Below are 14,261 nucleotides of genomic sequence, written 5' to 3'. Positions count from 1 at the left end.
ACCGTGAATTGGCACATTAGTTGCAGAGTGATAATCAAAGAATCTTTTGTTTCATCATTTCACCATCGGGGATAATCTATGAACTTCAAGAAAATCGGGGTAGCGGCGTTAGGTGCGGTGTTGTTGATGGCGCAGGCCGCAACGGCGATGGCGGATCAACTGCAAGAAATCCAGCAGCGCGGCGTGTTGCGGGTCGCAGTACCTCAGGATTTTCCACCGTTTGGCTCGGTGGGTACCGATCTGCAGCCTCAGGGTTATGACATCGATATGGCGCAGTATCTGGCCAACAAGATGAAACTTAAGTTGCAGCTGGTGCCCGTGACCAGCGCCAACCGCGTGCCCTATCTGCAGACCAACAAGGTCGATCTGGTGATCTCCAGTTTGGGGAAAAATGCAGAGCGTGAAAAGGCCATCGCGTTCAGCCGCACCTATGCACCCTTCTTTCTTGGGGTGTTTGGCCCTAAAGACACTGCGTTGGGCGACGCTGCACAACTGGACGGTAAAACCATTGGCGTCACGCGCGGAGCGGTGGAAGACATGGTGCTGAGCGACACTGCGCCCAAGGGCGCGCAGATTAAGCGATATGAGGATAACAACACCACGCTGTCGGCCTATCTTTCCGGGCAAGTGCAATACATCGCCACCGGGAATTTGGTAGTGAGTGCGATTGCGCGGCAGAACCCGGCCAAAGCGCCAGTAGCCAAATTCATGCTTAAAGATTCCCCGTGCTACGTAGGCCTGCGCTTGGGTGAGCCGGCCCTGAAAGCAAAAGTGGATGAACTGATTGAACAGGCGTTGAAAGACAACACCCTGAATGGCCTGTCGGAAAAATGGCTGAAAGCGCCTTTGCCTGCCAACTTTGGCGCATAACGGGGGCACCTGATGACCTATCAGCTTAACTTTCCTGCTCTGTGGCCTTACCTGCCTGAGTTGCTGGCGGGTCTGCTGACCACCATTGAACTGACGGCCATGGCCACGGTGCTGGGGGTCACACTGGGTATTTTCGGCGCGGCACTCCGCAGCGGCAAGGCTAACCTGCTCAGCCACGTTTGGGGTGTTTACGTTGAGATTGTGCGTAATACGCCGTTTGTGGTGCAGCTGTTCTTTATTGTATTTGGCCTGCCAAGTCTGGGATGGAAGCTGACCGCCGGGCAGGCGGCATTGCTGGCGATGGTGGTTAATCTGGGCGCGTACAGCACCGAAATCATCCGTGCAGGTATTCAGGTCACGCCGAAAGGCCAGTGGGAGGCGGGGCGAGTGCTCGGTTTCAGTCGAAGCCAGACGTTTTTACGCATCGTGCTACCGCCGTCGCTTCAACGGATTTATCCGGCGCTGGTCAGCCAGTGCATCATTGTCATGCTGGGTTCATCGGTGGTGTCACAGGTGTCTTTTGAGGAGCTGACGTTTGCTGCCAACCTGATCCAGTCGCGCACCTTCCTCAGCTTTGAGGTGTATCTGGTGACGGCGCTGTTTTACCTGCTGTTATCCATATTGATGCGCCAACTCTTCCTGGCCGCCGGACGCCGTTTTTTAGGGAGCTAAGGCTGATGCTGACATTTACCGATTGGGACATTGTGCGCAATTTGCTGTTGGCGGCGCGCTGGACGCTGTTGTTATCACTAACGGCATTTATTGGCGGTACTTTGGTGACCTTGCCGCTGTTACTGCTACGCCTGAGCAAGCGTAAGTGGGCACTGCGTTTTGTTCGCGGCTATACCGAGTTGTTTCAGGGGACACCGCTGCTGATGCAGCTGTTCCTGGCATTCTTTGGCCTGGCACTGTTCGGCATTGATGTTAGCCCCTGGACAGCCGCCGCGTTGGCATTGACGTTATTCACCAGCGCATTCTTGGTGGATATCTGGTCCGGCAGCATTACTGCATTACCGAAGGGCCAGTGGGAGGCATCACGCTGCCTTGGGCTGAGTTTTGGTCAGACACTGACGCGGGTGGTGGTGCCACAGGCAGTACGCATTGCCATCGCACCGACCGTCGGTTTTTCCGTTCAGGTCATTAAAGGCACTGCACTGGCGTCGATCATTGGTTTTGTCGAACTGACCAAGGCCGGCACCATGCTGAATAACGTCACGTATCAACCTTTTAAAGTTTTCGGTCTGGTCGCACTGGGGTATTTCCTGATGTGCTACCCGTTGTCGCGCTACAGCCATTATTTGGAGAAGAAATTCCATGCCGCTCATCACAATTAATCAGGTTCAAAAGTATTACGGTCAGAACCATGTGCTGAAGGGCGTGGATCTGGATATTGATATGGGGCAGGTGATTTCAATCATCGGTCGCAGCGGTTCCGGTAAAAGCACGCTGTTACGTTGCATCAATGGGCTGGAAGGTTATCAGGAAGGCAGCATTAAACTGGGTGGCATGACCATCACCGATCGCGATTCACAGGCGCGAGAAATCAGTAAATCCGTAGGCATGGTGTTCCAAAACTTCAATTTATTCCCGCACATGACCGCGCTAGAGAACGTGATGCTTGCGCCTCGGCGGGTGCTGAAAAAAAGCCCGGCTGAATGCCGCGAGCTGGCGGAAGAGATGTTGAACAAGGTTGGGCTGAGCGAACGTATGCATTATTCACCGGCGAACCTTTCCGGCGGGCAGCAGCAGCGTGTGGCGATTGCCCGCGCTTTGGCGATGAACCCGAAGGTGTTGCTGTGTGACGAAATTACCTCCGCGTTGGATCCCGAGCTGGTGGGCGAAGTGCTGAAAGTGTTGGAACAGCTGGCCAAAGAGGGCATGACACTGATCCTGGTGACCCATGAAATGAATTTTGCCCGTGAGGTCGGTGACCGGGTGGTGTTTATGCACCAGGGCAAAGTGTGGGAGCAAGGCGACAGCCGCACGCTGTTTGCCAACCCGCAAACGCAGGAATTAAAACAGTTTATCGCGTCGGTCCGCGGTTTGTCCGAGAACGGATAAACGTAAATCTCTACCCAATAGATTTCAAGATGCAGGAAGGCGGCAACGCAGTGAGTCCTTGGGAGCGTACAAGTAGTACGTGACCAAGGCGAGCGAGGAAAGCCAACGCATCTGCAACTTGAAAGATGAAGGGTATATTAAGTTGGCAAGGAATGAACATGTTAGATATCGCAAAATTCGATCAGATTAACCCCCCCGCCCGCCTGCTGATGGGGCCGGGGCCGATCAACGCCGATCCGCGTGTGTTGCGTGCCATGTCGAGTCAATTGATTGGCCAGTACGATCCCGCGATGACGGGCTACATGAATCAGGTCATGGAACTGTATCGCGCGTTGTTCCGCACCGAAAACCGCTGGACCCTGTTGGTGGACGGTACTTCCCGTTCGGGTATTGAAGCGATGCTGGTTTCCTCAATCCGCCCAGGGGACAAGGTGCTGGTACCGGTATTTGGCCGTTTCGGTCATCTGCTGTGTGAGATTGCCCGCCGTTGTCGTGCTGAAGTGCACACCATTGAGGCTCCCTGGGGCGAGGTGTTCAGTGCGGACCAGGTTGAAGATGCCATCAAGAAGGTGCGCCCGCGCCTGCTGTTAACGGTGCAGGGTGATACCTCCACCACCATGTTACAGCCACTGGAGGCGTTGGGGGATATTTGCCGCCGCCACGGTGTGCTGTTTTATACCGATGCGACCGCTTCGTTTGCCGGTAACCCGCTGGAAACAGATGCATGGGGGCTAGATGCAGTCTCCGCCGGGTTGCAGAAATGTCTGGGTGGCCCGTCCGGCAGTTCGCCCATCACCCTCAGCCCGCAATTTGAAGAGATAGTTCGCCGCCGTAAATGTGTGGAACAGGGCATTCGCACCGCAGACCATGCCGATGGCGACGACGAGATGATCTACTCCAACTATTTCGATCTCGGCATGATCATGGATTACTGGGGGCCAGAGCGCCTGAACCACCACACCGAAGCCACCAGTATGCTTTTCGCCGCGCGTGAGTGCGCCCGGGTGATCCTGGAAGAGGGGCTGGATAACACCATTGCCCGCCACAAGCTGCACGGTGCCGCAATGTTGGCCGGCATTCAGGGTATGGGGCTTGAGGTCTTCGGCGATCTCGATAACCGGATGAATAACGTGCTTGGCGTGGTGATCCCGCCACAGGTGCAGGGCGAGCAGGTACGTCAGATGATGCTGAATGATTTTGCCATCGAGATCGGTACGTCCTTTGGCCCGCTGCAAGGCAAGATCTGGCGCATCGGTACCATGGGTTACAACGCACGTAAAGACTGTGTGTTGCAGACGCTCACCGCGCTGGAAGCCGTGCTGAATCGGCTGGGCTTCGCCAGTAAACAGGGGGAAGCGCTGCAGGCGGCCTGGAACACCTACGACGACGGGAGCCGTTGATGACGGCGTTGTTAACCGCCCACGCGGCGGAGCTGGCGGCGGCGCGGGTGATGGCCCGTTGTGACGAACTGGCAGCGATCAGTGCGACGCCAGGCGAATTGACGCGGGTTTATTTATCGCCGGAGCATCGACGCGCCAACCTGTTGGTAGGCGACTGGATGCGGACTCTCGGCATGACGGTCTGGCAAGACAGCGTTGGCAATATTTGTGGCCGTTATGAAGGCCAAACGCCGGGCGCTCCCGCGCTGTTGCTCGGGTCGCATTTGGATACGGTGCGCAACGCTGGGCGTTATGACGGCATGCTCGGCGTATTGACTGCGCTGGAAGTGGTGGCGCATTTGCATCAGCAGCAACGGCGTTTACCGATCGCCGTTGAAGTGATTGGCTTTGCCGATGAAGAAGGCACGCGCTTTAGTATCGCCCTGTTGGGTAGCCGGGGCATTACCGGCCAGTGGCCGGCAGACTGGCTGGAAAGGACTGACGTCGAGGGTATCAGCGTGGCGCAGGCACTGCGTGATTTTGGTCTTGATCCCGCGGCGGTCGGTGAGGCGCGGCGCGCGCAAAGTGATATCTGCGGGTATTTGGAAGTGCACATTGAGCAGGGGCCATGCCTGGAAGCCGCCGATCTGGCGCTGGGTGTGGTAACGGCGATTAACGGTGCTCGGCGTCTAAACTGCACCTTCACCGGCGAGGCAGGCCATGCCGGTACCGTGCCGATGGGGCAACGTAAAGACGCCCTGGCGGCAGCGGCGGAGTGGATGGTGGCGGTTGAGGCGATAACCTGCGCCAGCGATGGGCACTTGGTGGCGACCGTGGGGCAGATAGAAAGCCTGCCGGGAGCGGTCAATGTGATCCCCGGAGAGGTCACATTGTCGCTCGACGTGCGTGGCCCGGAAGACGGCCCGCTGGCGGTGCTGCTGACGCAACTATTGGCGCAGGCAAACGCGATTTGCGCACGTCGGGGACTGCGTTTTTCCAGTGAGGAGTTTTACCGCATAAATGCAACAGAGTGTGATGCAAATTTGCAACGTCGCTGGCAACAGAGCGTGGTCGCGGCGCAAGGGCGCAGCATCGCGTTGCCGAGCGGTGCCGGGCACGACGCGATTGCGTTAGCGGCCTGTTGGCCAGTGGGTATGCTGTTTGTTCGTTGCGATCGTGGCATCAGCCACCATCCGGCTGAAGCCGTAAGTCAGGCAGATGTGGCGTTGGCCATACAGGCTTACTGCCAAACGGTAGCCAGTTGGGAGTTTCCTGATGAACCTGCAACAGTTTAACCAATTATCCGTGGCGGAAGCCGAGCTGCGGCTGCGGCCCTGCGTAAACATTGCCGCCTGGATAGCCGCGGTGATCGCAGCGCGGCCATTCAGCAGCAGTGATGCCGCGCTGGCTGTCGCCTGGCAGGCGGCACAGAACTGGCGGCCTGAAGAGGTCAGCCTGGCCTTGGCGCAGCATCCGCGTATCGGTGAGCGTGCGAAAGGCATGGAGCAGGACGCCCAGTTTTCAGCGCGTGAGCAAGCGGCGGTCAACGCACAGGATACTGAGCTTGCCCAAGCGCTGCAGGCAGGTAACCGGCGTTATGAGGCGCAATTTGGTCAGGTATTTTTAATCCGTGCCGCCGGTCGAGATGGGTTCGCCATCCTGCGTGAACTGGAAAGACGATTGAAAAACAGTGCGGAGCAGGAACGGCAGGAAACCGCCGAACAGCTGCGTGAGATCGTGATGCTGCGTTTTAAGGAGTTACTGAGCGATGAGTAAAATAAGCACCCATATTTTGGATACGTCACTCGGTAAACCTGCTGCAGGTGTACGGTTGTGGCTGGAGTTCGAGCAAGACGGGCAGTGGCAGACATTGGCCGAAGGCCATACGGATACCGATGGCCGCGCGCGCGATCTGACCGCTGACAGCCTGGCCACCGGACATTACCGCCTGTCTGCCGATCTTGGCGCTTACTTTGCTGCCGATCGGCGAGCGACGCTGTACGCGACGGCAATTATCGATTTTGTCATCAATGATGATGCCCAGCATTACCATTTGCCGCTGCTCATCAGCCCGTATTCCTACTCAACCTACCGGGGCAGCTAAACGCCGTGTTTAATGGGGGCCATTTTGGGTTGGGGCAGTGCTCGGCCTCCTCACGGACTTCATGTATGCCCTGGGGATCCCCACACTGACGGCGACAATTGTTCTACATGCATATTGACGAGGTTCTTATGGCTCTGTCTCAGGATAAGGGTGCGGCTTCGTGCTGCCCGGAAAATGAAAAATTGCCGTTGGTAAAAACGTTCGCCTACGGTCTGCAACATATTCTGACGATGTACGGGGGGATCATTGCACCGCCGCTGATCATAGGTTCAGCCGCAGGATTAAGCGCACCACAGATTGGCATGCTGGTGACGGCGGCGTTGTTTGTCAGCGGGTTGGCTACGCTGTTGCAAACGCTTGGTGTGCCCGGCTTCGGTTCTCGTCTGCCGTTGGTGCAGGGCGTTTCCTTTGCGGGTGTTGCGACCATGGTGACCATCGTCACCGGCGACGGCGGCCTGCCCGCGGTATTTGGCGCGGTGATCGTCGCTTCTCTGGTGGGGCTGCTGATCGCGCCATTTTTCTCGCAGATTATCCGCTACTTCCCACCGGTGGTGACCGGCACGGTGGTGACGGTGATCGGGTTGTCATTGATGCCAGTGGCGGTACGTTGGGCGATGGGGGGGAATGCCAAGGCGGCAGACTGGGGATCAACCGGAAATATTGGTCTGGCGGCGTTCACACTGGCGGTCATTTTATTGCTCAATAAAGTGGGGTCACCGGCGTTGAAACGCTTATCCGTGCTGTTGGCGATGGCCGTCGGCTGCGGGGGGGCGGTGCTGGTGGGCAAGGTCAGTTTTACTGCTGTGTGGAACGGACCATGGGTGGCATTCCCCGAGCCCTTCGCGTATGGCTGGCCCACCTTCGAATTGAGCGCAGTGTTATCCATGCTATTGATCGTACTGGTGCTGCTGACGGAAACCACGGCGGGGCTAATGGCGGTTGGCGAGATTGTCGGTTCACCGGTCAATGCGCGCCGGATCGCTAACGGCTTGCGTGCCGATATGCTGTCGAGTGCGTTGTCGCCGGTGTTCAACTCATTCCCGCAAAGTTCGTTTGCCCAGAACATTGGGCTGGTGGCAATCACCGGCGTGAAGAGCCGTTTTGTCGTCAGCGCTGGCGGTGCAATTTTGGTGCTGCTGGGCGTTTTGCCGGTGCTGGGTCGGTTAGTCGCCTGCATTCCGTTACCGGTACTGGGCGGTGCCGGCGTGGTGTTGTTTGGCTCGGTGGCTGCCAGCGGCATTCGTACCCTGGCAAAAGTGGATTATAAGGACAACATGAATTTGGTGGTGGTGGCGACGGCGATTGCCTTCGGCATGATCCCGATAGTGATGCCGACCTTTTACGATCAGTTCCCAAATGGGGTGCGTACCTTGCTGCATTCCGGCATCAGCGCTTCGTGCCTGGTGGCGTTACTGTTAAACCTGCTGTTTAACCGTATTGAGAGCGCAGAAGAAAAAACGGGCGAGGAAGAACTGTCTTGACGTTACGGGCGTAGAGGACCACGCCCGTCATCATTAATCGTGGCGCAGGAAGCTGTCGGCATCACGCCAGGCCGGGAAGGCGCTGCGGTAGCTTTGCAGGGTTTCCAGCGACAATTCTGCATCCAACTGTGCGGCGGCGAATGGCTCAACGTGCGCCAGCGTCTCTCCCTGCGGGCTGATGATCAGGCTGTCACCGCTGTAGTTTAGCCCATTGCCGTCCTCGCCAACGCGATTGCAACCCGCCACGTACACCTGGTTTTCAATGGCGCGTGCTGCCAACAGTGTTTGCCAGTGTTTGCTGCGCGGCGCTGGCCAGTTGGCGACGTACAACGCCAGATCGTAATCTTGTTGATAACGGGACCACACCGGGAAGCGCAAGTCATAACAAATCTGCGGCAGAATCCGCCAGCCACGCCATTCAAAAATTTCACGCCGTTTGCCCGCCTGATAATGCAGGTGTTCGCCAGCCATGCGGAATAAATGGCGCTTATCGTAGGCATGTACCCGACCGTTCGGCTCAACCAGCAGGAACCGGTTTACCGCGCCTTCGGGGGTTTTTAGCGCCACGCTGCCACCGACCAGCGCGTTGCTTTTGCTCGCCCAGCCGTGTAGCCAGTCGATCACCTGCCGTTCCGGCAGTGCACTTTCCCCGGCATCCATAGCAAAACCGGTTGTGAACATTTCCGGCAGCACAATCAAATCGCGTCCACTTAACGGTGCCAGCAGCGTATCAAAATGACGCAGGTTAGCCTCACCGTCGCGCCAGACCAAGGGGTGCTGCAACAGGGTAATTTTTAAAGTCGACATAACCGCTCCGCAGCTGCATCCAGCGTGGCATCTTGTTTAGCGAAGCACAGCCGGATCAATTTATGGGGGAAAGGATCGGCACAGAAGACCGACAGCGGGATCGCCGCCACGCCCACGTGCTCAGTTAACCAATGGCAGAACGCCACGTCGTCCAGATCGGAGACGGTGCTGTAATCTGCCAACAGGAAGTATGTACCTTCACAGGGGAGAATTTCCAGTCGGCTGTTTGACAATGCCTGTACAAAACGATCGCGCTTGGCGCGGTAAAACGCCGATAACTGCTGCCAATGTTCTGGTTCGCTGCGCAACATATCCGCCAATGCCAATTGCGCCGGGGTGTTGACGGAGAAGGTCAGGTATTGATGCACTTTACGTACTTCAGCACTCAGCGCTTCCGGGGCCACGCAGTAACCCACTTTCCATCCGGTCATGTGGAAGGTTTTACCGAAAGAGGACACGGCGATCGCACGCTGACGCAATTGTGGGTGAGCTAATACGCTGGTGTGGCCACCTTTGGCGAAACAAATGTGCTCGTAGACTTCGTCGCTGAGGACATAGATTTCGCGATCGCTGATTGCGCGCCACAGTTGCTGCATATCCTCCGCTTGCCAGGCTGTGGCGGACGGATTGTGTGGCGTATTGAGGATCACCAGACGGGTGCGTGGCGACAGTAATTGAGAAAACTGTTGCCAGTCTACGCTGAACGCCGGCGGTTGTAGCGCAATGCGTTGTAGCGTGCCGCCAGACAAGGCCACCGCCGGAGCATAGCTGTCGTAGCTGGGATCAAAACAGATCACTTCATCGCCGGGGCGTACTAACGCGCTGATGGCGGCAAACAGGGCTTCGGTGGCACCGGCCGTGACGGTGACTTCGGTGGTGGCGTCTGGCAGCCAGCCATACAAAGCCGCCGTTTTTTCAGCGATGGCCTCGCGTAAAGGGGCGACGCCGGTCATTGGAGCATATTGGTTAGCGCCCTGGCTGACATGCCAGGCTAAGCGCTCTTTCAGGTAATCGGGGCCATCGAAATCGGGAAAGCCCTGCGACAGGTTGATCGCCTGATGCTGCGCCGCCAGTGCGCTCATCTGGGTGAAAATGGTCGTGCCCAGTGCGGGCAATTTACTTTCGGGAATCCATGCTGAAGTGCTCATAGCAGGCTAATACTCCTGGCGCTTATGTTGCCGTCAATATAACACGATGTTAGTATTTGGCAATCAAGACGCTTAGATGGCTAAATGAAGAAAAGATCTAACCATCAATCAAATCATTCTAAGCTTCATCTGCTGGACGACCTTACAGACCGGGAAACGATAATGACCGAAAATCCGCAACTTACAGCGCTATTGTCTGCGTGCCACTGGATTGGTGAAAGGGGTTGGTGTCCGGCGACGGGCGGCAACATGTCGTTGCGTCTCGACGATCGGCACTGTCTGGTAACCGAATCCGGCAAGGATAAAGGCAGCCTGACTGAAACGGATTTCTTGCTGGTAGAAACGGACACCAATCACGTACCCAGCGGCCGCACGCCGTCGGCGGAAACCGGCCTGCATACCCTGATTTACCGCCTCTATCCGCAGATTGGCGCGGTGTTGCATACGCATTCAGTGAATGCGACGGTGTTGTCACGTGTTGAACCGGGTGATGGGCTGTTGTTGCAGGGCTATGAGATGCAAAAATCACTCAGTGGACAACGCACGCATCTGGATAGCCTGGTTATCCCCATTTTCGATAACGATCAGGACATCCCGCGCTTAGCGGCGCGCGTGGCGGCTTATGCTGAAGTGACGCCGTTGCAATATGGTTTTCTGGTGCGGGGCCACGGTTTGTACTGCTGGGGCAGCCAGGTCGCAGAGGCTCGCCGCCATCTCGAAGGACTGGAATTTCTGTTCCAGTGCGAACTGCAACGCCGCTTACTGGAGGCAAAATGATCCGCGCTATCGTCACCGACATTGAAGGCACAACCAGCGATATCCGCTTCGTACATCAAGTCTTGTTCCCTTATGCACGTGAAAGGTTGGCGGCGTTTCTTCGTCAGCACGCCGCTGATGCCGAAGTGGCCGCGCCGCTGAACGACTTACGCCAGGAAATTGATCGGCCGCAGGCGGACATTGAACAGCTGATTACTACGCTGTATCGCTTTATGGACGAAGATCGCAAATCTACCGCGCTGAAGGCACTGCAAGGCATCATTTGGCGCAGTGGCTACCAGAACGGTGATTTTCGTGGGCATTTGTACCCCGAAGTGGCCGAACAATTGGCGGCCTGGCAGCAGCAAGGGCTGAAGCTGTATGTCTACTCATCCGGTTCGGTAGAGGCGCAGAAACTGTTGTTCGGATACAGCGATGCCGGGGATCTTCAGCCGCTGTTCAGCGGTTATTTTGATACCCATGTGGGTGCCAAGCGCGACGTTGCTTCGTACCGCAATATTGCCCGTGAAATCGGTATTGCTCCCGACGCGCTGTTATTTCTTTCTGACATTCACCAAGAGCTGGACGCCGCGCGTGCTGCCGGTTGGCATACCTGCCAACTGATCCGCGATGATGCCGATGAGCAAAGCCAGCATCTGCAGGTTAACCGGTTTGATCATATCGATTTAGGGGAGTTTGCCTCATGAGTGGATTAACCATTTTCAGTGATAAAGAGCCGCAGCAACCTTTGTGGCAGAGCAACGATGCGCAGGCGATTCAGCAGCAATTGGCGCAGATTGGCGTACGCTTCGAACGCTGGCAGGCGGATCGCGAACTGGGTGAAAACCCAGAACCAGCCACGGTGATTGCCGCCTATCAGCAGCAAATTGATCGGCTGGTGGCAGAAAAAGGCTACCAGAGCTGGGATGTGATTAGCATGCGTCCTGACAATGCGCAGCGCGACGTGTTACGCAGCAAGTTCCTCTCCGAACACACACACGGCGAAGATGAAGTGCGTTTCTTTGTGGAGGGAGCAGGGCTGTTCTGCCTGCATCTGGAGGGCAAGATCTTCCAGATCCTGTGTGAGAAGAACGATCTGATCTCGGTACCGGCCGATACCCGCCATTGGTTTGATATGGGCTCGGCACCGAATTTCACGGCGATCCGCGTATTCGATAATCCCGAAGGCTGGGTGGCACATTTCACCGGCGACGACATCGCCGATGCGTATCCACGTCTCGACTGACCGCAATGATGCGGGCGTTAACCTAACGCCCGCGTGAATATCCCCTCATTGACTTGTTGCGGTGTGATTACGCCGCTGTCGAATACCCAACCGCTAATCAGTGCCGCTGGCGTCACGTCAAATGCCGGGTTATAGACCGGGGCATCAACAGGCGCCCACTGGCATGAACCAAAGCTCCCGGCGACGCCGGTCACCTCAGCCGCAGCCCGTTGCTCAATCGGGATTGCCGCTCCATTGGGACAGTGCGGATCCTGGGTGGTGTGCGGCGCAGCGACGTAGAACGGAATGCGGTGATAATGCGCCAGTACCGCCAGGCTATAGGTGCCAATCTTATTGGCGACATCACCGTTGGCGGCGATGCGGTCGGCACCTACCCACACGGCATCTACCTGGCCCTGTGCCATTAGGCTAGCGGCCATGGCGTCGCAAATCAGCGTATATGGGATACCCCGTTCGCCCAGTTCCCAAGCGGTCAGCCGCCCTCCCTGTAGCAGCGGACGGGTTTCATCGACCCACACCTGTTGTACCTTGCCTTGCTGATGAGCACGCAGCAGCACGCCAATGGCTGTGCCAATACCCGCGGTTGCCAAACCACCGGTGTTGCAATGTGTCAGCAGGCGGCTGCCGGGTTTCACCAATTCGGCACCGTGATTGGCAATGCGGTCACACAATTTGCGGTCTTCATCCACTAATCGCAATGCCTCTTCCACCATCGCGGGTACCCAGTGAGGTTGCGCCAGCGCGAGCTTCATGCGGTCCAGATTGTTCATCAAGTTGACCGCCGTCGGCCTTGAGGCACGTAGGGTCATCAGCGCTTGCTCCAGCTCTTCACGCGGCAGGCCGCGCTCTGCCAACAGGGCCAACAGCAGGCTGGCGGACAGGCCGATCAGCGGTGCGCCCCGTACTCGCAGGCTGTGAATATGTCCCACCAACTCTTCCACGCTGTCACAGGGACGCCATTGTTTTTCCTGCGGCAGAGCCTGTTGATCGAGGATCCAAAGTCGGTTGTCTCTCAGGGTCAAACTGGTGGTGTTAAGCGCTTGCATCGGCGGTTAATTCCTTGTTGCGTAGTTATTGCATCTGGAAAGCTATTCTGCCAACATGACTTCCAGATGTATAGACGTCCAAATGCTTTTACGTCTAAAAAATAATAATCGCTGTGTCAGAGAGACAGGAAAGAGGGGTTGGGAATGTCGCACTATCGTACGTTTACTGCTGCCGATGCCGTTGAATATGCCCGCCAATATGGGCTGTTGGCCGATCCTCACGCGCTTGTTAGCGCCGACGAGATTGGCGACGGTAACTTAAACCTGGTGTTCAAGATCCGCGATCGTGACGGCATAAGCCGGGTGATCGTCAAACAGGCGCTTCCGTACGTGCGTTGTGTGGGTGAATCTTGGCCATTGACCCTGGATCGTGCGCGTATTGAAGCGGAAACCTTGTTGATCCACGGTGGTTTTTGCCCACGGCATACGGTAAAGGTGCTTCATCACGATCCCGAGCTGGCCGTGATGGTGCAAGAAGATCTCTCTGACCACCACATCTGGCGCAGTGAATTGCTCAAGGGCAAGTATTATCCGTTGGCGGTTGGGCAATTGGCGGAATATTTGGCCCAGACCCTCTTCCATACCTCCGACTTTTATCAGTCGGCACAGCAGAAAAAGGCGGAGGTCAGCCGCTTTACCAATCCTGAACTGTGCCAGATCACCGAAGATCTATTCTTTACCGATCCTTATATTGATCATGAACGTAATCAATTCGATGCGGCGTTGTTGCCGCAAGTAGTTGAACTGCGTAACGATGCGCCGCTAAAACTGGCGGTAGCCGGGTTGAAGCATCGCTTCTTGAGCAAGGCAGAAGCGCTGCTGCATGGCGATATTCACAGCGGCTCGATTTTTGTCGCAGAAGGTAAACTGAAGGCGATAGATGCCGAGTTTGGTTTCTACGGCCCGATCGGCTTTGACGTCGGCAGCGTGCTGGGGAACCTGTTGTTGAATTACTGCGGTTTGCCGGGACTTCTCGGGCCGCGTGACGCCGCCGCTGGGCGTGAGCAGCGTTTACAAGATGTGCGCGAGCTTTGGCTGATTTTCTCCGATCGTTTCCTGGCATTATGTCACCAACAGACCCGTGAACTTGCGTTGGCGGTACCAGGCTATGCCGAACAGTTCCTGCAACAGGTGTGGACGGATGCGGTAGGTTACTGTGGCAGTGAGCTGATTCGTCGCACTATTGGCCTGGCACATGTTGCCGATCTGGACAGCATAGACGATACCGAGATGCGCATTGAATGTCAGCGGAATGCCTTGGGGTTGGGCCGTGCGTTGATCGTGAACGCGCCACAGATTGAGCATATTGATGCCTTACTGGCGCGTATCCGCCAGAACGGTTAGAAGCGTGGTGGATGCCGTG

Annotated in this window: 16 protein-coding genes; 13 read left to right on the top strand and 3 right to left on the bottom strand. The window is 56.6% G+C overall.

Annotation, left to right across the window (positions count from 1 at the left end):
* Positions 1-78 precede the first annotated feature (78 nt).
* The 9 genes from JOE25_RS16135 to JOE25_RS16095 all read left to right on the top strand — a co-directional run bounded on the left by JOE25_RS16135 (position 79) and on the right by JOE25_RS16095 (position 7,895).
* Complete coding sequence (locus JOE25_RS16135) at positions 79-870, top strand: transporter substrate-binding domain-containing protein (RefSeq protein ID WP_209636809.1); 792 nt, start codon at positions 79-81, stop codon at positions 868-870.
* Positions 871-882: 12 nt separating this feature from the next.
* Positions 883-1,542 (top strand): amino acid ABC transporter permease, encoded by a 660-nt coding sequence (locus JOE25_RS16130; protein ID WP_209636807.1) that lies wholly within the window; start codon positions 883-885, stop codon positions 1,540-1,542.
* 5 nt (positions 1,543-1,547) lie between these two features.
* On the top strand, positions 1,548-2,204 hold the full coding sequence (locus JOE25_RS16125) for an amino acid ABC transporter permease (protein WP_209636805.1): 657 nt from the start codon (positions 1,548-1,550) through the stop codon (positions 2,202-2,204).
* Complete coding sequence (locus JOE25_RS16120) at positions 2,185-2,931, top strand: amino acid ABC transporter ATP-binding protein (protein ID WP_209636803.1); 747 nt, start codon at positions 2,185-2,187, stop codon at positions 2,929-2,931. The genes JOE25_RS16125 and JOE25_RS16120 overlap by 20 nt, the downstream gene beginning before the upstream one ends.
* 158 nt (positions 2,932-3,089) lie before the next feature.
* Positions 3,090-4,331: an alanine--glyoxylate aminotransferase family protein gene (locus tag JOE25_RS16115; protein WP_209636801.1), complete on the top strand. Its 1,242-nt coding sequence runs from the start codon at positions 3,090-3,092 to the stop codon at positions 4,329-4,331.
* On the top strand, positions 4,331-5,605 hold the full coding sequence (gene hpxK, locus JOE25_RS16110; RefSeq protein WP_209636798.1) for an allantoate amidohydrolase: 1,275 nt from the start codon (positions 4,331-4,333) through the stop codon (positions 5,603-5,605). Before JOE25_RS16115 ends, hpxK begins: the two co-directional genes overlap by 1 nt.
* Positions 5,586-6,086 carry a 2-oxo-4-hydroxy-4-carboxy-5-ureidoimidazoline decarboxylase gene (gene uraD / locus JOE25_RS16105; RefSeq protein WP_209636796.1) on the top strand — a complete coding sequence of 167 codons (501 nt, stop codon included), beginning with the start codon at positions 5,586-5,588 and terminating at the stop codon, positions 6,084-6,086. The genes hpxK and uraD overlap by 20 nt, the downstream gene beginning before the upstream one ends.
* A complete protein-coding gene (gene uraH / locus JOE25_RS16100) occupies positions 6,079-6,414 on the top strand; it encodes a hydroxyisourate hydrolase (protein WP_209636794.1) in 336 nt (111 codons plus the stop codon). Before uraD ends, uraH begins: the two co-directional genes overlap by 8 nt.
* 128 nt (positions 6,415-6,542) lie before the next feature.
* A complete protein-coding gene (locus JOE25_RS16095) occupies positions 6,543-7,895 on the top strand; it encodes a nucleobase:cation symporter-2 family protein (RefSeq protein WP_209636792.1) in 1,353 nt (450 codons plus the stop codon).
* A 33-nt stretch (positions 7,896-7,928) separates the two neighbouring features.
* On the opposite strand, the gene JOE25_RS16090 is transcribed toward JOE25_RS16095, so the two are convergent.
* Together JOE25_RS16090 and JOE25_RS16085 are read right to left on the bottom strand one after the other, a co-directional pair.
* The gene (locus JOE25_RS16090; protein ID WP_209636790.1) at positions 7,929-8,702 is read right to left on the bottom strand and encodes an amidohydrolase; all 774 of its coding nucleotides are present in this window, start codon (positions 8,700-8,702) and stop codon (positions 7,929-7,931) included.
* A complete protein-coding gene (locus JOE25_RS16085; RefSeq protein ID WP_209636788.1) occupies positions 8,690-9,850 on the bottom strand; it encodes a pyridoxal phosphate-dependent aminotransferase in 1,161 nt (386 codons plus the stop codon). The genes JOE25_RS16090 and JOE25_RS16085 overlap by 13 nt, the downstream gene beginning before the upstream one ends.
* Positions 9,851-10,012: 162 nt before the next feature.
* Here JOE25_RS16085 and JOE25_RS16080 point away from each other — a divergent pair, with 162 nt between their 5' ends.
* Genes JOE25_RS16080 through JOE25_RS16070 form a run of 3 tightly spaced genes read left to right on the top strand, consistent with a single transcriptional unit; the run spans position 10,013 to position 11,852 of the window.
* Complete coding sequence (locus JOE25_RS16080; RefSeq protein ID WP_209636786.1) at positions 10,013-10,627, top strand: methylthioribulose 1-phosphate dehydratase; 615 nt, start codon at positions 10,013-10,015, stop codon at positions 10,625-10,627.
* Positions 10,624-11,313, top strand: a complete 690-nt coding sequence (mtnC, locus tag JOE25_RS16075) for an acireductone synthase (protein ID WP_209636784.1) — start codon at positions 10,624-10,626, stop codon at positions 11,311-11,313. Before JOE25_RS16080 ends, mtnC begins: the two co-directional genes overlap by 4 nt.
* Positions 11,310-11,852 carry an acireductone dioxygenase gene (locus tag JOE25_RS16070; RefSeq protein WP_209636782.1) on the top strand — a complete coding sequence of 181 codons (543 nt, stop codon included), beginning with the start codon at positions 11,310-11,312 and terminating at the stop codon, positions 11,850-11,852. Before mtnC ends, JOE25_RS16070 begins: the two co-directional genes overlap by 4 nt.
* A gap of 17 nt (positions 11,853-11,869) precedes the next feature.
* Here the strand turns inward: JOE25_RS16070 and mtnA are convergent, their stop codons facing one another.
* Entirely contained in the window at positions 11,870-12,898 is a 1,029-nt protein-coding gene (mtnA, locus tag JOE25_RS16065; RefSeq protein ID WP_209636781.1) for an S-methyl-5-thioribose-1-phosphate isomerase, read from the bottom strand.
* A 144-nt stretch (positions 12,899-13,042) separates the two neighbouring features.
* Here mtnA and mtnK point away from each other — a divergent pair, with 144 nt between their 5' ends.
* Positions 13,043-14,242, top strand: coding sequence for an S-methyl-5-thioribose kinase (gene mtnK, locus JOE25_RS16060; protein WP_209636779.1), 1,200 nt, complete (start codon positions 13,043-13,045; stop codon positions 14,240-14,242).
* Positions 14,243-14,261 lie beyond the last annotated feature (19 nt).

Source organism: Serratia sp. PL17 (genome assembly GCF_017832355.1).
Classification (GTDB): Bacteria; Pseudomonadota; Gammaproteobacteria; order Enterobacterales; family Enterobacteriaceae; genus Serratia.
Note: the sequence above shows the minus strand (reverse complement) of the source record. Positions and strands in the feature narration are given on the sequence as shown.